Here is a 23,568-nt window from a genome sequence, read left to right on the forward strand (position 1 = left end):
TATGATTAGACTCAGACAATAAAAAATGCGAGGCAATGTCGTGGAAAAGGAACTACTGGAAGCAGGTTACCGGGCCTATACCGGCGAGAAGATTGACGTCTACTTCAACACGGCGATATGTCAGCATTCAGGGAACTGCGTGCGGGGAAGCGCGAAGCTTTTCAATCTGAAACGCAAACCCTGGATAATCCCCGATGAAGTGGATGTCGCGACGGTGATTAAGGTCATCGATACCTGTCCAAGCGGTGCGCTGAAATATCGCCAGAAATAAGTGAGGGAACCATGGAAATTCTTGCAGGCCACAACAAATTTTATGTCAACGATGCCGAAGGCAATCAGGTTGCCGAGATTGTCTTTGTGCCGACGGGCGAGCATCTGAGCATCATTGAACATACCGATGTTGACCCCAGTCTGAAAGGTCAGGGCGTCGGCAAACAGCTGGTGGCGAAGGTGGTGGAGAAAATGCGGGCTGAAAATCGCAAAGTTATTCCGCTGTGTCCGTTTGCCAAACATGAATTTGATAAAACTCGCGAGTACGACGATATTCGCGCCTGAAGTCTGATTTCCGCCGGATAGTCTTATCCGGCATATCACTCCCGATGCAGCAAATCCTGATAAATGCCCGTCAGTACCCCTTGCGGGCCAAACTCTTTTTTAATCCACTGAGTGACTCGACCGGTTGCCGAATGCTGGGTCGCCAGCAGCATCCGTGAATCCTGACGTGGGTTGTGGATCTGGCGCGTGACCAGCAGCGATTGTTCCATCGCTTCGCGCACCATATAGTCCGGTAAAAAACCGATGCCTTCGCCCAGAATTTGGCACTGACATTTGGTATTAAAATCGGGAACCAGAATCGACTCCTGTCCGTGTAACAGCCACCCGACCTTTTTGTTAATGGTGTGGGCGGTGTCTTCCACCATAATATTCGGATACAAACGCAGCTGGCTCTCAGAAATCGGTTCAGGCATAAAAGCCAACGGATGATCTGGGGCAATGGCAAACGACCAGCGAATAGCGCCGATCTCGGTATAGTCAATCCCGCCGCCGTCCAGCAACGTATCGGGCGCGCCAATGGCGATATTGGCAAGGTTGTTGATGATCGAATCCCAGACGCCGTTATACACCTCGGTGGTAACGGTTATCTGGCAGGTAGGGAACTGTTTCTTGAGTACCTGCAGCAGTCGGGCCGTATGCTGTGGAGTGTACAACAACTGGTTAATACAGATGCGCACCCGGGCTTCAATGCCCTGAGCGATGGTATCAATGCTGCGCTTTATTGCGTGGAAATCGTTGAGCAGGTCGGTGGCCTTGCGAAACAGATAGCGACCAGACTCGGTCAACTCAATGCTACGGGTGCTACGCGTAAACAGCACTACATCGAGCCCCATCTCCATGCGCTTAATGGTGTAACTAATTGCCGATGTGGTTAAGCCCAGCTCCTCCGCAGCCTTGCTGAAGCTGCTGTAGCGGGCAGCCATGGTAAATGCCAGCAGATTTTCCTCGGTAAAAATGGAATTCATCTTTTCTCCCCTCAGGCTACCAACAAGCCCCGCCACATAATGATTGTTGAATGTATTTGTAATCCTTATACAGAGCAATCAGTTTTGAACAGAATTTAACACTAGTTTTACATTTGATTTGAAGGCAATCACACTTCTGCATATTAATTGCAGGCCGCTATCTGTGCAGCATACCGCCTGATTTGCCGGACTAGTAATGAGTGGCAAAAAACGCCCCAGCCATAAGGGAAAGATTGCACTACAGCACGGTTTGCTCTCATTGTTAAATTTTATTCAATAATTGACACGCTTACGATGAATGAAATTTAAGCGGATGTTATTCTCTACACTCTGTTGCTATTCTCAGCTTATCGGATATTTAAAAAGTCTAAAAAACTGCAGGAGAGCAATTATGTCAGAGAAAGAACTCATTACTGAATTTCTGCTGGCGGCAGAGCAAGGTAATACCGATGGATTAAAATCCTGTCTGGCAAAAAATGTGGATATTAATGCCACGAACCGCCAGGGACGTACCGCCATTATTATTGCCAGCCTGAATAAGCATTATGACTGTGTTTCTTTATTGATTGCCGCTGGTGCCGATATTAATAAACAGGACCAAACCTGTTTTAATCCTTTTCTGATTAGCTGCCTGACTAACGATTTAACGCTGTTGCGTACCGTATTACCTGCTAACCCCGACCTTAACTGCCTGAGTCGTTTTGGCGGCGTAGGCATTACGCCAGCCAGTGAAAAAGGTCATGTGGAGATCGTGCGCGAACTGCTGCTGCGTACTGATATCAATGTTAACCATACCAACTTTGTTGGCTGGACGCCGCTTCTGGAAGCCATTGTGCTTAATGACGGCGGCGCGAAGCAGCAGGAGATCGTCAAGCTGCTGCTCGACCATGGCGCTAACCCGCATATGACGGATAAATATGGTAAAACCCCGCTGGAACTGGCGCGGGAGAAAGGGTATCACGAAATTGCCGAGCTGCTGATTGCCGCCGGAGCCTGACAGAGGAGCGCCGCTATCGCTACGCCATCACGGCGATGCGTACAGGCGCTAACCGCAGATAGCGCGTTTCTCGCTTTCCGGGGGACGGGGCAAGTTGAACAGGTTTTTTCCCGCGCGGTGAACCTGTTGATACCTGACCAGCAGCGACTGTTGACGCTGCTGAGTGAAGGTTGTGATAACGCGCCTAACAGCTGTCGGCTGGCGCTGACGCATTGTGCAGACCTGTTTCTCCCCGGTGAGCAGGTCAGATTTACCGAGTCGGGGATAGCCGTTGGCAAAGATAAATGGATAGAGACCTCTGGTTGCATGCCGTGGCGCATACCACAGTGGACGCCAGATGTAGTAACCCTCGCCGCAGTCCGCTGGCAGCGCTGGGAAGAGGTTATCCGCCAACAGTTAAGCAGCGACGACACATTATTTTTGTATCAGGGAGACAACCCGTTTTATCAGGAAATCGCCCGTCAATTACTCAAGCGCCGACAAACATTAATAACGGCGCTATATACGGGAGTAAATATTTCTACAGCGGCCAGCCATTTAATTGGTCTGGGAATTGGCCTGACGCCATCATCCGACGATTATTTAGTGGGCTTAAGCGCCATTTTATTCATCCCTGGACATCCGCTGGAGAAATATCGTAGGGATTTTTTAGCGGCCTTACAACGCGCCGGAAATAATACGACGCTACTTAGCAAAATAACGCTCGAAGAAGCTTTGCATCAACGTTATCGGGAAAGCGTCGTGCGGCTGCTGCAGCATATTATTACTGAGCAACAACCCGTTTCTACGCAATATATTACTGACATTAAAAATATCGGCTCAAGTTCTGGCTGCGACATGCTGTATGGCATGGCGGACGCCTGCGCCCTGAGCCACAGGTCCGGAGGGAATTATGTCGATCAGGATAGTTGTTAAAAAGAACACGTATTTTGATTCTGTCTCACTGATGTCTATCTCCACACGCGCCAATAAGCTCGATGGCGTTGAGCAGGCGTTCGTGGCTATGGCGACAGAAATGAATAAGGGCGTACTGAAGAATCTCGGCCTGCTGACGCCTGAACTGGAAGAGGCGAAAAGTGGCGACCTGATGATTGTCATTAAAGGTGCCAGCGAGGCGGCGAACGACCAGACGCTGGTGGCAATTGAAGATCTGTTTACGCATAAAGAGCAGGGCGGCCAGCATGAAGCGCGCTATGCCACGCTTGCTAGTGCGAAGAAGCATGTGCCTGACAGCAACCTGGCGGTGATCTCGGTTAACGGCCTGTTTGCCGCACGCGAAGCGCGCCAGGCGCTGCAAAATAACCTCAACGTGATGCTGTTCTCTGACAACGTTTCTCTTGAGGATGAACTGGCGCTAAAACAGCTGGCGCACGAAAAAGGGCTGTTGATGATGGGGCCAGACTGCGGGACCGCCATTATTAACGGCGCGGCGCTGTGCTTTGGCAACGCGGTACGTCGCGGCAACATTGGGATTGTCGGCGCATCCGGCACCGGTAGCCAGGAACTGAGCGTGCGCATTCATGAGTTTGGCGGCGGGATTTCCCAGTTGATTGGCACCGGTGGTCGCGATCTGAGCGAGAAGATTGGCGGCCTGATGATGCTTGACGCGATTGGCATGCTGGAAGCCGATCCGCAAACTGAGATCATCGCGCTTATCTCGAAACCTCCTGCCCCAGCGGTGGCGCGTAAGGTGCTGGAACGCGCGCGCGCCTGCCATAAGCCCGTCGTGGTGTGCTTCCTCGGACGCGAAGCCGCGCCTGCGGATGAAAAAGGTCTGCAGTTTGCACGCGGTACCAAAGAAGCAGCGCTGAAAGCGGTGCTGCTGACCGGCGTGAAAAAAGAGAGCCTGGATCTGCACCCGCTCAATTGGCCGCTGATTGAAGAGGTCCGCGCCCGTCTGACCCCGCAGCAAAAGTATATCCGTGGCTTGTTCTGCGGCGGCACGTTGTGTGATGAGGCGATGTTTGCCGCCATGGAAAAACACGCGCAGGTTTACAGCAACATTCATCCGGATCCGGCGTTCCGTCTGAAAGATCTCAACCGCAGCGTAGCGCATACCTTCCTTGATTTCGGTGATGACGATTTTACCAACGGTAAACCACACCCGATGATCGATCCCACCAACCGTATTAGTCGTTTGTTGCAGGAGGCACGCGATCCTGAAGTGGGCGTGATCGTGATGGATTTCGTGCTTGGATTTGGATCGCATGAAGATCCGGTCGGGGTGATGCTGGACGCGATCGTTGAAGCCAAAGCGATCGCCGCCGCAGAGGGACGTCCTCTGGAAATCCTCGGCTATGTGCTGGGAACCGATCTCGATACGCCGTCGCTGGAAAAACAGTGCCAGATGCTGACCGATGCCGGGGTTATCTGGGCGAGCAGTAGTACCAACACCGGATTGCTGGCGCGTGAATTTATCTGTAAAGGGGAGGAAGCCTGATGAGCCAGACACTGTTTAACCAGCCGCTGAACGTGATTAACGTCGGCATCGCGATGTTCAGCGATGACCTGAAAAAACAGAATGTGCCCGTGACTCAACTCGACTGGACGCCGCCGGGCCAGGGCAATATGCAGGTCGTGGCCGCGCTGGATGACATTGCTGATTCGCCGCTGGCGGACAAAATCGCTGCCGCTAACCAGCAGGCGCTGGAGCGCATCATCCAGTCACATCCGGTGCTGATTGGTTACGACCAGGCCATCAACGTGGTGCCGGGGATGACCCGCAACACCATTTTGCACGCTGGGCCGCCGATCCGCTGGGAAAAAATGTGCGGCGCGATGAAGGGCGCGGTAACCGGGGCGCTAGTGTTTGAAGGGCTGGCGAAAGATCTGGATGAAGCCGCCGAACTGGCCGCCTCGGGTGAAATCATCTTCTCACCGTGCCACGAGCATGACTGTGTCGGCTCGATGGCGGGGGTGACGTCGGCGTCGATGTTTATGCACATCGTGGAGAATAAAACCTACGGCAACCGCGCATATACCAATATGAGCGAGCAGATGGCGAAGATCCTGCGCATGGGGGCGAACGATCAGAGCGTTATCGATCGCCTGAACTGGATGCGCGATGTGATGGGACCGATGCTGCGTGATGCCATGAAGTTGGCGGGTGAAATCGATCTGCGTCTGATGCTGGCGCAGGCGTTGCACATGGGCGATGAGTGCCATAACCGTAACAACGCCGGGACGGCGCTACTGATTCAGGCGCTAACGCCGTGGATCATCCAGACCGGTTATCCGGTTGAGCAGCAGCGTGAAGTATTCGAGTTCGTCCTTAGCAGCGATTACTTCTCCGGCCCGACCTGGATGGCGATGTGTAAAGCCGCGATGGACGCCGCACACGGCATTGAATACAGCACCGTGGTGACGACGATGGCGCGTAACGGCGTCGAGTTCGGTCTGCGCGTTAGCGGGCTGCCGGGGCAATGGTTTACCGGTCCGGCGCAGCAGGTGATTGGCCCGATGTTCGCGGGCTATAAGCCGGAAGATTCCGGGCGCGATATCGGCGATAGCGCGATTACCGAAACCTATGGCATTGGTGGTTTTGCCATGGCGACGGCACCTGCCATTGTGGCGCTGGTCGGTGGTACGGTCGAGGAGGCGGTTGATTTCTCTCGCCAGATGCGCGAAATCACCCTCGGTGAAAACCCCAATGTCACCATTCCGCTGCTCGGTTTTATGGGCGTACCGACTGCTATCGACATTACGCGCGTGGGCAGCACCGGCATTTTGCCAGTGATAAACACCGCCATTGCGCACAAAGATGCGGGGATCGGCATGATCGGCGCCGGAATCGTTCACCCGCCGTTCGCCTGTTTTGAAAAGGCGATCCTCAACTGGCGTGACCGCTACTGCTAATAACAATAACCGGGGCTAACGGCGTTAGCCCCACGGTAGCGAAGCGAAAAACGTTGCTTACCTGCAGGGCTGGGCGATCTCCGCGATCGCAAACGATGCTTAACCTGTTAAGGATATTCCATGAACAGCATAAAACTAGAATGGAAACGTGGTGACTGGGCGGCTTACTTTGGGCTGATGACCAACAACCTGACGAACCTGCTGACAATGATGGGGCTGCTCATTTTTGTCGTCGGGATCCCAACCGAAATTGTCTATGGCCGCATTGCGCCTGCCTTTGGTCTGGCGGTGCTGGTGGCCAGCGTCTGCTACGCCTGGTTTGGCCTGCAGATGGCAAAACACACCGGGCGTAATGACGTAACGGCATTGCCGTCCGGTCCCAGCGCACCGTCAATCTTTACCGTCACGTTCCTGGTGCTGATGCCGGTTTATCAGCAAACCAAAGATGCCAACTTTGCGATCCAGATAGCGCTGGTATGGTGCTTTGTGGAAGCGTTAATCCTGGTGGGCGGCTCCTTCCTTGGCGAGACCATCCGCAAGATGATCCCTCGAACGGTACTGCTCTCGTGTTTGTCCGGCCTGGGCCTGCTGCTGTTGGCGATGAACCCCATGCTGCAGGCATTTGAAGCGCCAACCGTTTCTTTCATCGTCCTGTTGCTGATCTTCATTAACTGGTTCGGTAAGAAGCCGATTTTTGCTCGTATTCCTACCGGATTGCTGCTGCTGATTGCCGGTACGGCCCTGGCGTGGATCTCGGGTTTGCAAAGCCCGGAAGCGATTAAAGCGTCGATGTCTTCTTTTGGTTTTAACCCGCCGGAAATTCATGTCGATAGCTTCCTGCAAGGGTTGCCGCACGCGCTGCCGTATCTGGCGTCTGCGGTTCCGCTGGGTCTGGCGAACTATATTTTTGACCTCGAAAACATAGAAAGTGCGCATGCTGCGGGCGATGAGTACAACACCCGTAAGGTCATGATGGCGAATGGTTTTGCCTCCATGCTCGGCTGCATGCTGGGCAATCCGTTCCCGGTGACCGTGTATGTTGGCCATGCGGGCTGGAAAGCGATGGGCGCCAGCATCGGCTATACCCTCGCTTCAGGCATCACCATGTTCCTGGTGCCGCTGTTTGGTCTGGGGGCGTTTATGCTCGCCATTATTCCGATGACCGCGATAGTGCCGATTCTGGTGTTTATTGGCGTGGTGACCGCCAACCAGGTGGTGCGAGAAACGCCCAAAGTCGAGGTTCCCGTTATCTTCATCTGCCTGTTCCCGTGGATCGCTAACTGGGCGCTAACCATCGTTAATAGCGTGATGGGCGCGGCCGGTACGTCAGCCGGTAAGCTCGGTAGCGACCTGCTGCACAGCAAAGGCGTCTATTACGACGGGCTGGTGCATCTGGGAAGCGGCGCGCCGCTGGCCAGCATGCTGTGGGGCTGCGTCGCGATCTTCGCCATTATGAATAAGCCGCTGCGTGGGGCGATTGCCGCCGCCTTTGGCGCACTGCTGTCGCTGTTTGGCGTGATCCACTCCCCGGCGGTTGGCTTTGCGGAGGGCGGTTCGATGATGTTTGTGCTGGCCTACCTGATGATGAGCGGCATGTTTGTCCTCAAGCACGTGCTCGACAGTCGTGAAGCGGTGACTGCGCCTGAGCAACAACCGACAAAATCTACCTGAATCGTCTGCAAGCGGAAGATAACACTATGAAAGAACTTGTGGTCGTTGCCATTGGCGGCAACAGCATTATCAAAGATAACGCCAGCCAGTCGATTGAGCACCAGGCTGAAGCGGTGAAAGCGGTTGCGGACACGGTGCTGGAAATGTTGGCATCGGACTACAACATTGTGCTGACGCACGGTAACGGACCGCAGGTTGGGTTGGATCTGCGGCGGGCGGAAATCGCGCATGAGCGCGAGGGTTTGCCGCTGACCCCGTTGGCAAACTGCGTCGCCGATACCCAGGGCGGCATCGGTTATTTGATCCAACAAGCGCTGAACAATCGTCTGGCGCGGCGCGGCGAGCAGAAAGCGGTCACCGTGGTGACCCAGGTGGAGGTCGATAAAAACGATCCGGGTTTTGCTAACCCAACCAAGCCTATCGGCGCGTTCTTTAGCGCAGCCCAGCGCGATGAACTGTTGCGGGTTAATCCAGGCTGGCGTTTTGTTGAGGATTCCGGGCGCGGCTACCGTCGGGTGGTCGCTTCGCCAGAGCCGAGGCGCATCGTCGAAGCCGAGGCGATTAAGGCCCTGACCCAGCAAGGCTTTGTGGTGATTGGCGCGGGCGGCGGTGGGATCCCGGTGGTGCGTAGCGATCAGGGGGATTACCAGAGCGTGGACGCGGTGATTGATAAAGATCTTTCCACCGCGCTGCTGGCTCAGGAGATCCGCGCCGACATTCTGGTGATCACCACCGGCGTTGAGCGGGTGTGTATTCACTTCGGTAAACCCAACCAGCAGGCGCTGGATACGGTGGATGTTGCCACGATGACCCGCTACATGCAGGAAGGACACTTTCCGCCGGGCAGCATGCTACCCAAGATCGTTGCCAGTCTGGCGTTCCTGGCGCGCGGCGGTAAGCGGGTGATCATCACCACGCCGGAATGTCTGCCTGCCGCACTACGCGGCGAAACGGGTACCCACATTGTCCATTCCTGAGAGGAGATGCGAATGAAAGAAAGTAACAGCCGCCGCGAATTTTTAAGCCAGAGCGGAAAAATGGTGACCGCTGCCGCGCTGTTTGGCGCAGTGGCTCCGGTCGCGTATGCTGCTAATCCTGTCGGGAATACCTGTGACACGAAGAGCACGATGACAATTAACGATAAACACTATTACCTGGACAACGTTCTGCTGGAAGCGGGGTTTGATTACGAAAACGCGGTGGTGGTACATACCCGTACCGCACTGCAAACCGTTGAAATCCAGGACGGGAAAATTGTTGCGCTGCGTGAGAATAAGCAGCATCCGGATGCGACGCTGCCGCACTACGATGCGGGTGGAAAACTGATGCTGCCCGCTATGCGCGACATGCATATCCACCTGGATAAAACCTTTTATGGTGGTCCGTGGCGTTCGCTGAACCGTCCGGCTGGCACCACTATTCAGGATATGATCCGCCTGGAACAAAAGCTGCTGCCTGAACTCCAGCCATACACCCAGGAGCGCGCGGAAAAGCTTATCGATTTGCTGCAATCTAAAGGTACCTCGATTGCCCGCAGTCACTGCAATATTGAACCGGTTTCCGGGTTGAAAAACCTGGAAAACCTGCAGGCGGTGTTGGCGCGTCGCCAGCCGGGTTTTGCCTGTGAAATTGTGGCGTTTCCACAGCATGGCCTGCTGTTATCAAAATCTGAACCGCTGATGCGCGAAGCGATGCAGGCGGGGGCGCATTACGTTGGCGGTCTGGACCCAACCAGCGTAGACGGAGCGATGGAAAAATCCCTCGACACCATGTTCCAGATTGCGCTGGATTACGATAAAGGCGTGGATATTCATCTGCACGAAACCAGCCCGGCGGGCGTGGCGGCGGTGAATTACATGGTCGAAACGGTAGAGAAAACGCCGCAGTTGAAGGGAAAACTGACCATCAGCCACGCTTTCGCGCTGGCAACGCTGAACGAACAGCAGGTTGACGCGCTGGCGACCCGTATGGCGGCGCAGCAGATTACCATTGCCTCGACGGTGCCGATTGGCACATTGCATATGCCGCTCAAACAGCTGCGAGACAAAGGCGTGGAGGTGATTACCGGGACCGACAGCGTGATTGACCACTGGTCGCCGTACGGGCTGGGAGACATGCTGGAGAAGGCGAATCTGTACGCGCAGCTCTATATTCGCCCCAACGAGCTTAACCTGTCGCGCGCGCTGTTTCTTGCCACCGGCGATGTGCTGCCGCTAAACGATAAAGGCGAACGCGTATGGCCGAAAGCGCAGGATGAAGCCAGCTTTGTGCTGGTGGATGCCTCCTGTTCGGCGGAAGCGGTTGCCCGCATCTCCCCCCGCACCGCGACCTTCCATAAAGGGCTACTGGTGTGGGGGAATGTCGCCAGCTAATCTGGATTAACGCGCAGCGGCAATTGCTGCTGCGCGCTCCTCTCGTTAACCGACGATCCCCATATAGCCGTGAATCCCCATATATAAGCCGACCATGGCGATGAGCGCACTGGAAAAATAAGGCGCTTTGCGTGCCAGCGTATTAAATCCACTCCAGCGTTTGGCCGCCTGCTGTACGCTGATTGCTGCACCTACTCCCACCGTCACCAACGTCAACGCCAGTCCGAGGCTGAAGCACAGCACCATAGTCGCGCCCAGCGTGAAGGCTTTGAGCTGGATGCAAATCAGCAGCACCGTAATGGCGGCAGGGCAAGGGATTAACCCGCCGGTCAGGCCAAACAGTAAAATTTGTCCATTGGTGACCTCTTTGCCGGCAAAACGGCGCTGAATATCGGTGGCATGCGCCCGTTCGTGGGCATCCTGATATTCTTTCGAACCTTCAGTGAATCCTGCCAGCGCGGCATGGTCATGATCGTGGTCATGATGATGGTGGTGCTCGCCGTCGTGATCGTGATGATGATCGTGGTGGTGATGATCATGATGGTGGTGTTCATGACCATGATCGTGATGCGTCTGGGTCAGCCAGTTCTGCTCTCCCTGCCAGGTTCGCCAGAACATCCAGAATGCGGTGCCGAGAATAATAATCGCCGAGACAAACTGCAGCCACGGCTCAACGGCCTGGGCGGTAAACGCTTTGCTGATATACATCCCGCCGAGCGCGATCAACCACACCACAGCGGTATGCGACAGCGTTGCCGCCAACCCCAGCATCACCGCCTGTTTGATGGTGCCCTTAATGGCAATAATAAAGGCCGCCATCATCGTTTTGGAATGTCCCGGTTCCAGACCGTGTAACACACCCAATAAAATCGCGCTGGGAATGAAAAACCAGGCATTGCCTTGCTGAAGAAGCGAAGAAAACTCACCCATGAGAATGATTCTTAGTTGTTTAATTTCGCCCGATTCTACTCCCCCCCAGTATTAAATACTACCCCCCAGTAGAATGTGGATGGTATTGTCGCTACAGCCAGACGTTAAATAGGTAAAGCTATGTCACATACGATCCGCGACAAACAAAAGCTAAAAGCCCGAACCAGCAAGATTCAGGGGCAGGTAGCGGCGTTGAAAACCATGCTGGATGAACCGCATGAATGCGCGGCGGTATTGCAGCAAATAGCGGCGATCCGCGGTGCGGTAAACGGGTTAATGCGTGAGGTGATTAAAGGTCATCTGACCGAGCACATCGTTCATCAGGGCGATGAAATAAAGCGCGAAGAAGATTTGGACGTGGTGTTGAAGGTACTGGATTCGTACATCAAATAAGTTAGTTTAACGGCTCATCCACGTTCAATACTGTCAAGTTAAGCATGTAGGGTGAACATGTGATTCTTGCTCAGGGTTCCGTTCACCTCAGCAGTGTCATTTATCTGAAGCATCGATACCCGTGAACGTGTAAAGGGCGTTCTTCGCCACGCCCTTTACAATCCCGGCTCCCGGCGGGAAAATTGCCGCTCCGCGGTCCCCTCCGCTTATTCCTCCAGGCTACCGGGCCGGGCGCGAGGTAGCGTCCTTGCAAAGCGCGCCCTGAGCCAGCATCCATGCTGGCTCTCCCGGCCTTACGGAAACACGTCGGCAATTTTCCCGCCGGGAGCCTGGGATGCAAGGGAGGAGGTGGTGAGCCTCCCTTGCACGTTCACAGGAATCGGTGCTTCAGAGAAACAATGAACATGAGGTGAACGGAACCCTTTCTCTGATATAGCATGTTCATTACTTCCGCCAACACAGGTTGATACTTTCTGAAACTGAGTCGTTAACTGAACGACATCGCACCCAATTTCAGGAGAGTGAGCCGTTAACTACACGTTCTAGCCAAAAAACATCACAGATACACACAGCAGACCGACAATCAGGGTGATTAAATTACCCACTGAACGGTACGGCTTTAACGCCGGTATCAGATAAGTGGAGAGAGTCGGCATGATAAACAAAATCATGGCAATCAATGGCCCGCTTATCGCGTAAATCATTGAAATCGCATTAGGATTAATGCAGCAGATGATAAACGTAATGGCCGACACTAACATAATGGACAGGGCGCGGTTAAAGGCCCGGCTTTTCTTTACGCCCACCTGATGCAGCGACGTTTTTACTACTTCCGTTGCCCCTTCAATCACGCCAAAGTAGGTGCCGAGGAACGATTTTGACATCGCCACAACGGCGACGATAATCCCGGAAATCGACAGCCATGCCGGTGCGTTTGGCATCATCGATAACGCTGACAGGATGGTCACGCCTTCATTTTTCGCGTCTTCGATATAGTTTGTCGGAATCGAAAGCAAACAGCTGAAGACGAAAAACAGTACGCTCAGACAGATGATGACGTAGGCGACCTTCATGATTTTTTTGCATTTACCCATGGCCTGCTCGCCATATTTCTCACGTCGGTCAATGGCGAACGTAGAGATAATGGGCGTATGGCTAAAAGCAAAAACCATCACGGGAATAGAGATCCAAACCTGATGAAGCGTGTGCTGATCGAAAGACATTTGGCCGGTGAGTAGCGTTGGCTGCCAGCTTCCGGTCAGGTAAAGCGACAGGAACAAAAAGTATGCGATGAGCGGGAATACCAGAAAGCCCATGACCCGAATGGTGGCTTGTCGGCCCATCAGAAAAATCAGGTTCAGCACCAGCACCACGCCGAGACTGACTAGCATGCGAACACGCAAATCGATGGTGATATGTTTTGCCAGCTGTTCGGTGAGTGAATTGGTTATCGCCACGGCGTAGATCAGCACGACGACAAAGAAGGCAATAAAATAGAGAGTGGTGATCAGGTTACCGATCTTCTTGCCGTAATAATGGGTGACTGCACCGGTGATGCCTTCGCCTGCTGACGTTTTTGAAGACAGGATAAACTGGCACAGCGCCTTGTGCGGCCAGTAGGTTAAAGGCCAGGCCACGAGTGCGGTGATAAACAGCACCACCGCGCCTGCAGAACCCAGCTGTATGGGGAGGAAGAGGGTTCCTGCGCCGACGGCAGTCCCATATAGTGCGAAGCTCCAGAGAGTCTCTTCTTTTGACCAAATTTTCGACATTATTTGAACGTATCAACTATAAAATAAACAAAAAGAAGCGCAATTTACCACAAATGAGAGGGGCTGGGGGAAGTGTGAACAAGTGGGCTGGTGAATGGATGAATAGCCGGAATCAAGATAATTCCGACTATTTATTGAATTATCAGGCAGTAACACGCTGCTGGCGGCGCTTCATAACGCGCTCACGTAATGTGTCATACGCCCAGTTATAGAACATGGTGTACGGCAGGAAGAACAGGAAGAAACCTATTTCCAACGTGAATGCCTGAAGCAGGCTGACGTTCAACACATAGGCCACGATGCTCACCCCGATCACAATAAAGCCGCTCTCAAAACCTAAGGCGTGAAAGGCGCGAACTTTAGCCGTACGTTTTACCCGATGCGACGGCCATAAGCGGTCAAACAGGGCGTTATAAATGATATTCCAGATCATCGCTGTGGTAGCCAGAATAATGGTCAGTCCGCCCATTTCCAGCACCGAGCGCTGCATCAGCCACGCGGTGGTTGGCGCAAGGATCGCGGTGGCAATGCCTTCAAAACAAACGGCGTGAAAAATGCGCTCCACTAACGAGCGGCGCTGGACTGTATCGTGTTGCATAACCTAAAACCTTCTTTGATGCCCGGATAACGGAATGGTGGCAATTTTATCGCTTTATGTGATATCTAAAAGATAGTATCCATCGATAAAGTAGATAGTTCATGCGTTATTCTCCTGAAGCGTTAACGGCATTTGTTGAGACCGTGTCCTGCGGCTCATTTTCTGCGGCGGCCCGACGGCTGCGCAAAAGCCAGTCCACCATCAGTACGGCCATTGCGCATCTGGAGGCCGATCTCGGTTTTGCGCTGTTTGACCGCTCATCCCGCCAGCCAACGCTCACCGAAGAAGGTAAGCGGGTGTTGGGCTATGTGCAGGCAATTTTGACGGCCAGCGATCGGCTGGATGAGGCGGCAATCTCGCTGTCGGGTGAAACGGAAGCGCGCCTGACCTTCGTGCTTTCGGACACGCTGCACCCGGATGTGCTGGAAGAATTGATGGTGCAGTTTGACCGCAAGTTTCCGCATACCGAGTTTGAATGTCTGATTGGTGAAGATGAAGACGTGATCGATCTGCTGCAAAAGGGGCGCGCGCAGGTCGGGTTGATCGAAGCGAGAGAGGATTACCCGACCGACATGGGTGTTACGCGTCTGCCGATGCAAACCTGGATGGGGTTATACGTTGCGGCCTCACATCCGCTGGCGAGTCAGGAAAAACTACAATGGGAACAACTCCACACCTGGCGTGAACTGCGTTTGAATACCTATCTGGAAAGCGGCAGCAACGTGGCACGTGGCCCCGTCTGGTCGGCGCCTAACTATTTGCTGTTATTGAGTATGGCGGTTCAGGGATTCGGTTGGTGCGCGCTCCCTTGTGCGCTGGTGGAGGAGTTTGCAGCGGAAAAACCGCTGGTTCAACTACAGGTGCCCGGCTGGCCAAAGGCTATCTCTATCGATCTGTTGTGGAATAAGAAATCACCGCCTGGCGTGGCGGGAAGTTGGCTGCGCGACCATTTACAGCAGAGTGGCGTTCAGATGACCAATAAATGATACGAATTTCCTTTGTGATAAAAATCACCATTTTTAAACAACTTTGATAACTACTTTTAACAATCATCTACTATTGCGGTGTTATTTTGCGCTGAGGTAGTGATGAAAGAGGTTGTGATAGTCGGGGCGTTAAGAACACCGATCGGCTGCTTCCAGGGGACGCTGGCGCGCCATTCTGCCGTTGAGTTAGGCAGTATGGTGGTCAAGGCGTTGCTGGAACGCACGGGCGTAGATGTTCACGCCGTGGATGAAGTGATCCTCGGGCAGGTGCTTACCGCAGGTGCCGGGCAGAACCCGGCCCGTCAGTCCGCCATCAATGGTGGACTGCCTAATACCGTTTCCGCCATCACCATTAACGATGTTTGCGGTTCGGGGCTGAAAGCACTGCATCTGGCGACCCAGGCTATCCAGTGCGGTGAAGCCGACATTGTGATTGCCGGTGGGCAGGAGAATATGAGCCGTGCGCCGCATGTTCTGACCGATAGTCGCACCGGCGCGCAGTTAGGCAATAGTCAACTGGTCGACAGCCTGGTGCATGACGGTCTGTGGGATGCTTTTAACGATTATCATATGGGTGTCACTGCGGAAAACCTGGCGCGGGAATATGGCATTAGCCGTGAATTACAGGATGCCTACGCGCTGCACTCGCAGCACAAGGCGCGGATGGCCATCGACGCCGGACGCTTTAAAGATGAAATCGTGCCGGTGGTGACCCAGCGTAATGGGCAATCATTCGTGGTGGATACCGACGAACAACCGCGCACCGATGCCAGCGCAGAAGGGCTGGCGCGTCTGGATCCTACCTTCGACCGGCTCGGGTCGGTCACCGCGGGGAACGCCTCATCCATCAACGATGGCGCCGCCGCGGTGATGATGATGAGCGAAGCCAAGGCGCAGGAGCTGAATTTACCGGTGCTGGCCCGCATTCGCGCGTTCGCCAGCGTTGGGGTCGATCCCGCGCTCATGGGGATTGCGCCGGTGTATGCTACACGTCGCTGCCTTGAGCGTGTGGGCTGGCAACTGGCTGATGTTGATCTGATCGAAGCCAACGAAGCGTTCGCTGCGCAGGCATTGTCCGTTGGGAAAATGCTGGAGTGGGATGAACGACGGGTGAATGTGAACGGCGGCGCTATCGCGCTCGGCCATCCGATTGGCGCATCGGGGTGTCGTATTCTGGTTTCGCTGGTGCATGAAATGGTGAAACGTCGGGCGCACAAGGGGCTGGCAACGTTGTGTATCGGCGGTGGTCAAGGGGTGGCGCTCGCTATCGAACGAGATTAAGGCTCTTAAATTTCCCTTCTTAAACGCTTTTTTGTGTGTTACCCCTGTATCTCTAAAAAAGCCCTCCAACAGGAGGGCAAGGCCAGTTACAGAAACATACACTCTAAACCCTGCCAACATATCAAAACGATGTTTCATTTCATGTGATTGACTGCGCACTTTGTTAGCAAAGGTGTGCGAACATCGTCTGTGCCCGGCTGTGTTTTCAATGTCTTATCCCTGCCACGAATGAGTTACTTCTTTGTGTTTTTGTCTATCATATTGTTTTAAATGATTTTATTCGAAATCTTCCCTCGATTTATATGCCCGAGCGTGATCGCAATTACACTTTTGATAATAAGATGCGGAAAAAGTGAAACAACGTTTCAGTTGTAATTGAAAACCCTATCCGGGAGGGATATCATGAGCGCATTAGATAAAACGGAACAGCGTTTTGCTATTCGTTAAAGCATTCACGGTCAATTTATCACTGGAGGTAAATGTGGACGTAAGACAAAGCATCCATAGTGCGCATGCGAAAACCCTCGACACTCAGGGGCTGCGTAATGAGTTTTTGGTCGAAGAAGTATTTGTCGCAGATGAATACACCATGGCTTACAGCCACATCGACCGTATTATTGTTGGCGGCATTATGCCTGTGGCCAAAACCGTCTCTGTGGGTGGCGAAGTTGGTAAACAACTGGGCGTAACCTATTTTCTCGAACGCCGTGAGCTGGGTGTGATTAATATCGGCGGTCCGGGCACGATTACCGTTGATGGTCAGTGCTATGAAATTGGTCACCGTGATGCGCTGTACGTCGGCAAAGGGGCAAAAGAAGTGGTGTTTGCCAGCGTTGATACGGCGAAACCGGCGAAGTTTTACTATAACTGCGCGCCAGCCCACACGACTTATCCAACCAAAAAAGTTACGCCAGCAGACGTTGCGCCAGTGACGCTGGGCGACAACCTCACCAGTAACCGTCGTACCATCAACAAATATTTTGTGCCGGATGTGCTGGAAACCTGCCAGTTGAGCATGGGTCTGACTGAACTGGCACCGGGCAACCTGTGGAACACCATGCCGTGCCATACCCATGAACGTCGTATGGAAGTCTACTTCTACTTCAACATGGAAGAAGATACCTGCGTCTTCCACATGATGGGACAGCCTCAGGAAACGCGTCATATTGTGATGCACAACGAGCAGGCGGTGATTTCTCCGAGCTGGTCTATTCACTCAGGCGTTGGCACAAAAGCTTATACGTTCATTTGGGGCATGGTTGGCGAAAACCAGGTCTTTGATGATATGGACCATGTTGCCGTCAAAGATCTGCGCTAGTTGCGGGCGACAGCCGTGCCTGCCTGCGGCGGGCATTATAAAAAATTAAGGATTTACAATGATTTTGAATGCATTCTCTCTTGAAGGTAAAGTCGCCGTTGTGACCGGTTGCGACACCGGCCTGGGTCAGGGTATGGCGCTGGGTCTGGCGGAAGCGGGTTGTGATATTGTCGGTATCAACATTGTTGAACCGACGGAAACCATCGAACGCGTGACCGCACTGGGCCGCCGTTTTTTAAGTCTGACCGCCGACCTGCGCCAAATTGACGGTATTCCAGCGCTGCTGGAGCGCGCAGTGGCAGAATTTGGCCATATCGATATTCTGGTCAACAATGCGGGCCTTATCCGTCGTGACGATGCGATCGACTTCAGCGAAAAAGACTGGGACGATGTGATGAACCTGAACATTAAGAGCGTATTCTTTATGTCTCAGGCTGCGGCGAAGCACTTTATCGCTCAGGGTAACGGCGGCAAAATTATCAATATCGCCTCTATGCTCTCTTTCCAGGGCGGTATCCGCGTTCCGTCTTACACCGCGTCTAAAAGCGGCGTAATGGGCGTCACCCGTCTGATGGCGAACGAGTGGGCAAAACATAACATCAACGTCAACGCGATTGCGCCGGGTTATATGGCGACCAACAACACTCAGCAGCTGCGTGCTGATGAGCAGCGTAGCGCAGAAATCCTCGATCGTATCCCGGCAGGACGTTGGGGACTGCCGAGCGACCTGATGGGGCCTGTCGTGTTCCTGGCGTCCAGCGCATCCGACTATATTAACGGCTATACCGTTGCGGTAGACGGCGGCTGGCTGGCACGTTAATCCGCTTTCCAGAACCGATAAACCCTGCCCTCTGGCAGGGTTTTTTTTGGTTTTAAGTTATTTTAATCCATATTCTGTTTATAAATTAATCCATACATAATTATATATGTATGAATTGGTAATATTTAATAGTCTTTAATATCAATTGATTAAATTTAATTGAGTGATTGTGGATAAATTTTAAAATTGGAATATCCATCACATAACGATGTGGTGTAGCTATTTCATCCATGTTTTTGCCGTTTCCCGCCTGACGCTTCATGTAAGGGATCCCTTACTTTCAGGGACATGGTTTACTCTGTATCTGGCAGGAAAAAATGGTCTCAATAAATAATGATGCTGCTTTAGCGCCGCGCCCTGTGCGCGATACGCGACGTATGAATATGTTTGTCTCTATCTCTGCGGCTGTCGCAGGATTGTTATTCGGCCTGGATATTGGCGTGATAGCTGGCGCATTGCCTTTCATCACCGATCACTTTGTCCTGAGCAGTCGCCTGCAGGAGTGGGTGGTGAGCAGCATGATGCTGGGTGCGGCAATTGGCGCGCTGTTTAATGGCTGGCTGTCATTCCGCCTGGGGCGTAAATACAGTCTGATGGCGGGCGCGATCCTTTTTGTCGTCGGATCTCTGGGATCGGCGTTCGCGTCCAGCGTTGAAATGCTCATTTTTGCCCGCGTGGTGCTGGGCGTTGCGGTGGGTATCGCGTCCTACACCGCGCCGCTTTATCTCTCCGAAATGGCCAGCGAGAACGTACGCGGTAAGATGATCAGTATGTATCAACTGATGGTTACGCTGGGTATTGTATTGGCCTTTTTGTCTGATACAGCATTTAGCTACAGCGGAAACTGGCGCGCCATGTTGGGAGTGCTGGCGCTTCCGGCGGTGTTATTGATTATCCTGGTGGTTTTCCTGCCAAACAGTCCACGCTGGCTGGCGGAAAAAGGTCGCCACATCGAAGCCGAAGAAGTATTGCGTATGCTGCGTGATACGTCAGAAAAAGCTCGCGATGAGCTGAACGAAATCCGTGAAAGCCTGAAGCTGAAGCAGGGCGGATGGGCGCTGTTTAAAATTAACCGTAACGTCCGTCGCGCGGTTTTCCTCGGAATGTTGTTGCAGGCGATGCAGCAGTTCACCGGGATGAATATCATTATGTATTACGCGCCGCGCATTTTTAAAATGGCGGGCTTTACCACCACAGAACAGCAAATGATTGCCACGCTGGTGGTTGGCTTAACGTTCATGTTTGCCACCTTTATTGCCGTCTTTACGGTCGACAAAGCGGGGCGTAAACCGGCGCTTAAAATTGGTTTCAGCGTGATGGCTATTGGGACGCTCGTACTCGGCTATTGCCTGATGCAGTTTGATAACGGCACGGCTTCCAGTGGTCTATCCTGGCTGTCAGTCGGTATGACTATGATGTGCATTGCAGGTTACGCGATGAGCGCCGCGCCGGTGGTGTGGATCCTGTGTTCGGAAATTCAGCCGTTGAAATGCCGCGATTTTGGTATTACCTGCTCTACCACCACCAACTGGGTGTCGAACATGATCATTGGCGCCACGTTCCTGACGCTGCTCGACAGCATTGGCGCGGCAGGTACGTTCTGGCTTTATACCGCACTGAACGTCGTCTTTATCGGTATTACATTCTGGCTCATTCCAGAAACCAAAAACGTCACGCTGGAACACATCGAGCGCAAGCTGATGTCGGGTGAGAAGCTAAGAAATATTGGGGTGTAAGTGAGCAGGGAGCCCAATAGATCAACTGATTATCGGGCTCCCATTGCTACCTATTTCAATGTGGAGTCGTCTGCCTGGCGAGGAGGTCCTTAGCAGACAGCCCGGTTATCTTTAGTATAATTTCATGACTAATACCATTCGCTAACATCATCTGGGCAATGCGTAATGCCTCTTGTTGTTTGGCTTCCTGTTGCAATACTTCCGCGATAGTCATCAGACGTTCCTTTTGCTGTGGTACCCGATGGGCAACCTCACGGATAAATTTATCTACGTGCGGCGTATTTCCAAACTGCATCATGTAATTAAATAGCGTTTTGAGCTGGCTGTCATTAGCGTATCCCGTAGCCAGCAACGAGACCAGTTGTTCCACTAATCCCATTAAATCACGCTTGCGGATATGTTTTTGCATCAATTCCAGCAGTGCTATACGGCGATGTTGCATAATTTCGTCATCGGGTATTACGGTGATATCCACCAGCGGAAATGTTGCAGAGTAAAGCTGTCGTGCCAATGCGGGATCGTCAAACTCATCCAGCCAGCAGAGTGAAAAGGGGTAGGGACTGAGAGTGCCATGATAAAACAGCATCGGTATCACCAAAGGTAATGTTTTATGACCTGCATCCAGATGGCGTTGCATCGCAGCCATGGCATAGCGCATCAGCCGAAATGCCATGTGAGCGTCAGGTGAACTCTGATGCTCGATAACAACATAGATATACCCATCGCCTTCGTTTGTTTTTAATGACCACAGCACGTCGGAGTAGCTGGCTCGCAGGCTATCCTCAATAAAACTGCCTGATTCCAGTTTTAATGTTTGCAGATCACATAGCTCCCGCAAGGTTGATGGAAGATAGATATCCAGAAAATCTCTTGCGGTATCGGGATGGTACAAGAACTGTTTGAAGACTGCGTCATGTGGAGTGGCTGTTGTCATTTTTGTCATGGCGATCCGTCACCGTTAATTAAGATAACGTGACAGTAATCGCCCACAAGGCGAGAAGCATCGGGTGATTAATGCTTATGCGAGCTGGTATCGAAGGAAAATGCCTCACCTTGTAACGTATTCATTTTTAGGGAACTGAGTACGCATTTTAGCGTGTTCTCAAACCGTTCAGTCGCACGGTTTGAGAACAGCGAAATTACCCGTGCAGAAAATCTTCGCGCACCGGGGTGAACGTATCAAGCAACGTTCCCGGTTTTAAGCAGACGCAGCCATGCATAATGTTGGGCTGTTTATACAGGGTATCGCCTGCGGAAACGACATGCTTTTCTTCCCCAATCGTAAATTCAAACTCGCCGGATAAAACGTAAGTCAGCTGTTCATGCGGATGATTGTGCAGCGGACCAATCGCGCCCTGCTCGAAGTTCACCTCAACCGCCATCATTTTACCGTCGTGAGCCAGAATGCGACGGGTAACACCATTGCCCAAATCTTCAAGCGTGGTCTCTTTATGAAAAATAAACATCCGGCATTCCTGCAAGTTAGTGAAACAATGTTTCATTAAATTTATACCAGCAAAGTATAAAAAGAAATGCACACCAACAGATGTGGAAAGTTGATCACATCTTTGGTTCACTGGAGAGATAACAACGAATGAGGGGAAGCGATGAAAACGATCGGTCTGTTAGGCGGTATGAGCTGGGAATCCACCATTCCTTATTATCGACTCATTAATGAAGGGGTAAAACAGCGTCTGGGCGGCCTGCATTCGGCACAGATTCTGTTGCACAGCGTAGATTTTCATGAGATTGAGGCCTGTCAGTCCAGCGGCGATTGGCAGCGGGCCGGGGAGATCCTCGCGCAGGCAGCCACAGGGCTACAGCAAGCGGGGGCTGAGGGCATAGTGTTGTGTACCAACACGATGCACAAAGTTGCTGAGGCGATTGCAACCGCCTGTGATGTACCGTTCCTGCATATTGCTGATGCCACTGGCCGCGCCATACAAAAGCAGCAGATGAGCAACGTGGCGCTATTGGGTACGCGCTACACCATGGAGCAGGATTTTTACCGGGGGCGTTTACAGGCTGAATTTGGCATTGGTACGCTTATTCCTGAGGCTAACGATCGGCAAAAAATAAACCAGATTATTTTCGATGAGCTGTGCCTCGGCGAATTCAGTGAAACGTCCCGCGATTATTACCTCAGTGTGATTGCTCAACTGGCTAAGCAGGGCGCGCAAGGGGTAATTTTTGGCTGTACCGAGATTGGTCTGCTGGTGCCAGCCGAACTAAGCCCACTACCGGTTTTCGATACTGCGGCTATCCATGCGCAAGATGCGGTGGCGTTTATGCTTTCGTCTGTGGATGCAAAATAGCGTTCAGCGGATCGATAAGCCTCGGCAGATGAGTTTGCAGATGCGCGGTAAAAGCATCTACCAGCGCCGAGGCGGGGCGATGAAGCGGGTGGATCAGGCTGACCGTAAACGGTACCGAAATACTGAAGCGGCGAATAACGATCCCGCTACTGGCGTAATCCAGCGCCGTTAATGGATTGACCACCGAGATCCCCACGCCTGCCCGCACCATGGCACAAATTGAAGCGGCGCTATGGGTTTCTATGACCATGCGGCGTTTCACCTGATGCTCATTAAACAGGGTGTCCAGAAGCTGACGGTAACTGTCGGTCCGCGACAGGCTAATGTAGTTTTCGCCCTGAAAATCCTGCGGCGTTAATACCGCTTTCTCGCTCAACGGATGTCCCTGTGGCAGCACGCATACTTCATCCAGCGCCAGCAATTCTGTGCGTTTAGTACCAGCGGGAGTATGCAGGGTTTCGGTGATCCCCAGATCGTGGCGCTGCGCCGATAGCCACTCTTCCAGCAACGGTGACTCCTGCGGCACTATCTGAACATTGACCTGCGGGTAGCGTGTGAGGAATGGCTGCAGCAACGGTGGTAAAAAAGACTGCGAGAACACCGGCAGGCAGACAATCGATAATTCGCCCTGACGAAATTCGCGCAGGCTTTCGGCGGCGCTCACGATCCTGTCCAGACCATACCAGGAACGTTGTACCTCTTCAAACAGACGTAACCCTTGCACGGTCGGATGCAGCCTGCCCCGCGAGCGTTCGAACAGCGTTAATCCCAGCACTTTCTCGAATCGGGCCAGTTCCCGACTGACGGTCGGCTGCGAGGTATGTAGCATCCGCGCGGCTTCCGTCAGATTGCCTGCGGTCATGATGGCGTGAAAAATTTCAATGTGGCGCAGGTTAACGGCGGGCATGGCTAATCCTCGAATGATGTAAGCCATATCATTTTTGCATAGACTCACGATAAAACGATATTTTTTATTCTTTTTGAGCTGTGGCGTAATCATAAAA

23 protein-coding genes are annotated in these 23,568 nt (G+C 52.8%); 16 read left to right on the forward strand and 7 right to left on the reverse strand.

All coding sequences use genetic code 11. The features are described from left to right. Nucleotides 1-25 precede the first annotated feature (25 nt). Nucleotides 26-271, forward strand: coding sequence for a 4Fe-4S mono-cluster protein YjdI (yjdI, locus tag ACVXHP_RS11040; protein WP_160955400.1), 246 nt, complete (start codon nucleotides 26-28; stop codon nucleotides 269-271). Nucleotides 272-282: 11 nt separating this feature from the next. Continuing rightward, complete coding sequence (locus ACVXHP_RS11045) at nucleotides 283-555, forward strand: GNAT family N-acetyltransferase (RefSeq protein WP_003033869.1); 273 nt, start codon at nucleotides 283-285, stop codon at nucleotides 553-555. Nucleotides 556-590: 35 nt separating this feature from the next. Here the strand turns inward: ACVXHP_RS11045 and ACVXHP_RS11050 are convergent, their stop codons facing one another. Further along, a complete protein-coding gene (locus ACVXHP_RS11050; protein ID WP_447571455.1) occupies nucleotides 591-1,520 on the reverse strand; it encodes a LysR substrate-binding domain-containing protein in 930 nt (309 codons plus the stop codon). A gap of 391 nt (nucleotides 1,521-1,911) precedes the next feature. Here ACVXHP_RS11050 and ACVXHP_RS11055 point away from each other — a divergent pair, with 391 nt between their 5' ends. The 7 genes from ACVXHP_RS11055 (at nucleotide 1,912) to ACVXHP_RS11085 (ending at nucleotide 10,415) form a co-directional block, all read left to right on the forward strand. Then, complete coding sequence (locus ACVXHP_RS11055; RefSeq protein ID WP_085048781.1) at nucleotides 1,912-2,517, forward strand: ankyrin repeat domain-containing protein; 606 nt, start codon at nucleotides 1,912-1,914, stop codon at nucleotides 2,515-2,517. Between the two features lie 126 nt (nucleotides 2,518-2,643). Further along, complete coding sequence (locus tag ACVXHP_RS11060) at nucleotides 2,644-3,432, forward strand: DUF2877 domain-containing protein (protein ID WP_447571522.1); 789 nt, start codon at nucleotides 2,644-2,646, stop codon at nucleotides 3,430-3,432. Then, nucleotides 3,410-4,957 (forward strand): acyl-CoA synthetase FdrA, encoded by a 1,548-nt coding sequence (fdrA, locus tag ACVXHP_RS11065; protein WP_316130316.1) that lies wholly within the window; start codon nucleotides 3,410-3,412, stop codon nucleotides 4,955-4,957. Before ACVXHP_RS11060 ends, fdrA begins: the two co-directional genes overlap by 23 nt. After that, nucleotides 4,957-6,372 (forward strand): YlbE family protein, encoded by a 1,416-nt coding sequence (locus ACVXHP_RS11070; protein WP_038633386.1) that lies wholly within the window; start codon nucleotides 4,957-4,959, stop codon nucleotides 6,370-6,372. Before fdrA ends, ACVXHP_RS11070 begins: the two co-directional genes overlap by 1 nt. A gap of 120 nt (nucleotides 6,373-6,492) precedes the next feature. Then, a complete protein-coding gene (locus tag ACVXHP_RS11075; protein ID WP_316130318.1) occupies nucleotides 6,493-8,043 on the forward strand; it encodes a xanthine permease in 1,551 nt (516 codons plus the stop codon). 26 nt (nucleotides 8,044-8,069) lie between these two features. Then, on the forward strand, nucleotides 8,070-9,020 hold the full coding sequence (locus tag ACVXHP_RS11080; RefSeq protein ID WP_447571456.1) for a carbamate kinase family protein: 951 nt from the start codon (nucleotides 8,070-8,072) through the stop codon (nucleotides 9,018-9,020). Between the two features lie 12 nt (nucleotides 9,021-9,032). Then, nucleotides 9,033-10,415, forward strand: coding sequence for an amidohydrolase family protein (locus tag ACVXHP_RS11085; RefSeq protein ID WP_447571457.1), 1,383 nt, complete (start codon nucleotides 9,033-9,035; stop codon nucleotides 10,413-10,415). Between the two features lie 45 nt (nucleotides 10,416-10,460). On the opposite strand, the gene ACVXHP_RS11090 is transcribed toward ACVXHP_RS11085, so the two are convergent. Then, nucleotides 10,461-11,345, reverse strand: coding sequence for a nickel/cobalt efflux protein RcnA (locus ACVXHP_RS11090; RefSeq protein WP_447571458.1), 885 nt, complete (start codon nucleotides 11,343-11,345; stop codon nucleotides 10,461-10,463). Nucleotides 11,346-11,465: 120 nt separating this feature from the next. On the opposite strand from ACVXHP_RS11090, the gene rcnR reads away from it, so the two are divergent. Then, nucleotides 11,466-11,738, forward strand: coding sequence for a Ni(II)/Co(II)-binding transcriptional repressor RcnR (gene rcnR, locus ACVXHP_RS11095; RefSeq protein WP_003825567.1), 273 nt, complete (start codon nucleotides 11,466-11,468; stop codon nucleotides 11,736-11,738). 542 nt (nucleotides 11,739-12,280) lie between these two features. On the opposite strand, the gene ACVXHP_RS11100 is transcribed toward rcnR, so the two are convergent. Both ACVXHP_RS11100 and ACVXHP_RS11105 read right to left on the reverse strand, forming a co-directional pair. Beyond that, the gene (locus ACVXHP_RS11100) at nucleotides 12,281-13,510 is read right to left on the reverse strand and encodes an amino acid permease (protein WP_447571459.1); all 1,230 of its coding nucleotides are present in this window, start codon (nucleotides 13,508-13,510) and stop codon (nucleotides 12,281-12,283) included. Between the two features lie 142 nt (nucleotides 13,511-13,652). After that, nucleotides 13,653-14,108: a multidrug/biocide efflux PACE transporter gene (locus tag ACVXHP_RS11105; protein ID WP_006686934.1), complete on the reverse strand. Its 456-nt coding sequence runs from the start codon at nucleotides 14,106-14,108 to the stop codon at nucleotides 13,653-13,655. Between the two features lie 101 nt (nucleotides 14,109-14,209). Between ACVXHP_RS11105 and ACVXHP_RS11110 the strand changes: the two genes are divergently transcribed. The 5 genes from ACVXHP_RS11110 to araE all read left to right on the forward strand — a co-directional run bounded on the left by ACVXHP_RS11110 (nucleotide 14,210) and on the right by araE (nucleotide 20,249). Further along, nucleotides 14,210-15,094, forward strand: a complete 885-nt coding sequence (locus ACVXHP_RS11110) for a LysR family transcriptional regulator (RefSeq protein WP_447571460.1) — start codon at nucleotides 14,210-14,212, stop codon at nucleotides 15,092-15,094. Nucleotides 15,095-15,196: 102 nt separating this feature from the next. Beyond that, on the forward strand, nucleotides 15,197-16,375 hold the full coding sequence (locus ACVXHP_RS11115; protein ID WP_032944867.1) for an acetyl-CoA C-acetyltransferase: 1,179 nt from the start codon (nucleotides 15,197-15,199) through the stop codon (nucleotides 16,373-16,375). Between the two features lie 481 nt (nucleotides 16,376-16,856). Beyond that, nucleotides 16,857-17,693 (forward strand): 5-dehydro-4-deoxy-D-glucuronate isomerase, encoded by an 837-nt coding sequence (gene kduI, locus ACVXHP_RS11120; protein WP_447571461.1) that lies wholly within the window; start codon nucleotides 16,857-16,859, stop codon nucleotides 17,691-17,693. Nucleotides 17,694-17,751: 58 nt separating this feature from the next. After that, nucleotides 17,752-18,513: a 2-dehydro-3-deoxy-D-gluconate 5-dehydrogenase KduD gene (gene kduD / locus ACVXHP_RS11125; protein ID WP_003033923.1), complete on the forward strand. Its 762-nt coding sequence runs from the start codon at nucleotides 17,752-17,754 to the stop codon at nucleotides 18,511-18,513. A gap of 317 nt (nucleotides 18,514-18,830) precedes the next feature. Then, entirely contained in the window at nucleotides 18,831-20,249 is a 1,419-nt protein-coding gene (gene araE, locus ACVXHP_RS11130) for an arabinose-proton symporter AraE (RefSeq protein WP_447571462.1), read from the forward strand. A 55-nt stretch (nucleotides 20,250-20,304) separates the two neighbouring features. On the opposite strand, the gene ACVXHP_RS11135 is transcribed toward araE, so the two are convergent. Continuing rightward, nucleotides 20,305-21,192, reverse strand: a complete 888-nt coding sequence (locus tag ACVXHP_RS11135) for an Rpn family recombination-promoting nuclease/putative transposase (RefSeq protein ID WP_447571463.1) — start codon at nucleotides 21,190-21,192, stop codon at nucleotides 20,305-20,307. A gap of 196 nt (nucleotides 21,193-21,388) precedes the next feature. Next, nucleotides 21,389-21,715 (reverse strand): cupin domain-containing protein, encoded by a 327-nt coding sequence (locus tag ACVXHP_RS11140; protein ID WP_042310801.1) that lies wholly within the window; start codon nucleotides 21,713-21,715, stop codon nucleotides 21,389-21,391. A gap of 141 nt (nucleotides 21,716-21,856) precedes the next feature. On the opposite strand from ACVXHP_RS11140, the gene ACVXHP_RS11145 reads away from it, so the two are divergent. After that, nucleotides 21,857-22,564, forward strand: a complete 708-nt coding sequence (locus ACVXHP_RS11145) for an aspartate/glutamate racemase (protein WP_447571464.1) — start codon at nucleotides 21,857-21,859, stop codon at nucleotides 22,562-22,564. On the opposite strand, the gene ACVXHP_RS11150 is transcribed toward ACVXHP_RS11145, so the two are convergent. Continuing rightward, complete coding sequence (locus tag ACVXHP_RS11150) at nucleotides 22,536-23,471, reverse strand: LysR family transcriptional regulator (protein ID WP_447571465.1); 936 nt, start codon at nucleotides 23,469-23,471, stop codon at nucleotides 22,536-22,538. The two genes, ACVXHP_RS11145 and ACVXHP_RS11150, sit on opposite strands and share 29 nt — an antisense overlap. Between the last annotated feature and the right edge of the window lie 97 nt (nucleotides 23,472-23,568).

Source organism: Citrobacter freundii complex sp. 2025EL-00176, from assembly GCF_053309355.1.

Excerpts from the sequence above, each read along its gene's own strand:
- yjdI (WP_160955400.1), top strand. The coding sequence starts at position 26 with ATGCGAGGCAATGTCGTGGAAAAGGAACTACTGGAAGCAGGTTACCGG.
- ACVXHP_RS11045 (WP_003033869.1), top strand. The coding sequence starts at position 283 with ATGGAAATTCTTGCAGGCCACAACAAATTTTATGTCAACGATGCCGAA.
- ACVXHP_RS11050 (WP_447571455.1), bottom strand. The coding sequence starts at position 1,520 with ATGAATTCCATTTTTACCGAGGAAAATCTGCTGGCATTTACCATGGCT.
- ACVXHP_RS11055 (WP_085048781.1), top strand. The coding sequence starts at position 1,912 with ATGTCAGAGAAAGAACTCATTACTGAATTTCTGCTGGCGGCAGAGCAA.
- fdrA (WP_316130316.1), top strand. The coding sequence starts at position 3,410 with ATGTCGATCAGGATAGTTGTTAAAAAGAACACGTATTTTGATTCTGTC.
- ACVXHP_RS11070 (WP_038633386.1), top strand. The coding sequence starts at position 4,957 with ATGAGCCAGACACTGTTTAACCAGCCGCTGAACGTGATTAACGTCGGC.
- ACVXHP_RS11075 (WP_316130318.1), top strand. The coding sequence starts at position 6,493 with ATGAACAGCATAAAACTAGAATGGAAACGTGGTGACTGGGCGGCTTAC.
- ACVXHP_RS11080 (WP_447571456.1), top strand. The coding sequence starts at position 8,070 with ATGAAAGAACTTGTGGTCGTTGCCATTGGCGGCAACAGCATTATCAAA.
- ACVXHP_RS11085 (WP_447571457.1), top strand. The coding sequence starts at position 9,033 with ATGAAAGAAAGTAACAGCCGCCGCGAATTTTTAAGCCAGAGCGGAAAA.
- ACVXHP_RS11090 (WP_447571458.1), bottom strand. The coding sequence starts at position 11,345 with ATGGGTGAGTTTTCTTCGCTTCTTCAGCAAGGCAATGCCTGGTTTTTC.
- rcnR (WP_003825567.1), top strand. The coding sequence starts at position 11,466 with ATGTCACATACGATCCGCGACAAACAAAAGCTAAAAGCCCGAACCAGC.
- ACVXHP_RS11100 (WP_447571459.1), bottom strand. The coding sequence starts at position 13,510 with ATGTCGAAAATTTGGTCAAAAGAAGAGACTCTCTGGAGCTTCGCACTA.
- ACVXHP_RS11105 (WP_006686934.1), bottom strand. The coding sequence starts at position 14,108 with ATGCAACACGATACAGTCCAGCGCCGCTCGTTAGTGGAGCGCATTTTT.
- ACVXHP_RS11110 (WP_447571460.1), top strand. The coding sequence starts at position 14,210 with ATGCGTTATTCTCCTGAAGCGTTAACGGCATTTGTTGAGACCGTGTCC.
- ACVXHP_RS11115 (WP_032944867.1), top strand. The coding sequence starts at position 15,197 with ATGAAAGAGGTTGTGATAGTCGGGGCGTTAAGAACACCGATCGGCTGC.
- kduD (WP_003033923.1), top strand. The coding sequence starts at position 17,752 with ATGATTTTGAATGCATTCTCTCTTGAAGGTAAAGTCGCCGTTGTGACC.
- araE (WP_447571462.1), top strand. The coding sequence starts at position 18,831 with ATGGTCTCAATAAATAATGATGCTGCTTTAGCGCCGCGCCCTGTGCGC.
- ACVXHP_RS11135 (WP_447571463.1), bottom strand. The coding sequence starts at position 21,192 with ATGACAAAAATGACAACAGCCACTCCACATGACGCAGTCTTCAAACAG.
- ACVXHP_RS11140 (WP_042310801.1), bottom strand. The coding sequence starts at position 21,715 with ATGTTTATTTTTCATAAAGAGACCACGCTTGAAGATTTGGGCAATGGT.
- ACVXHP_RS11145 (WP_447571464.1), top strand. The coding sequence starts at position 21,857 with ATGAAAACGATCGGTCTGTTAGGCGGTATGAGCTGGGAATCCACCATT.
- ACVXHP_RS11150 (WP_447571465.1), bottom strand. The coding sequence starts at position 23,471 with ATGCCCGCCGTTAACCTGCGCCACATTGAAATTTTTCACGCCATCATG.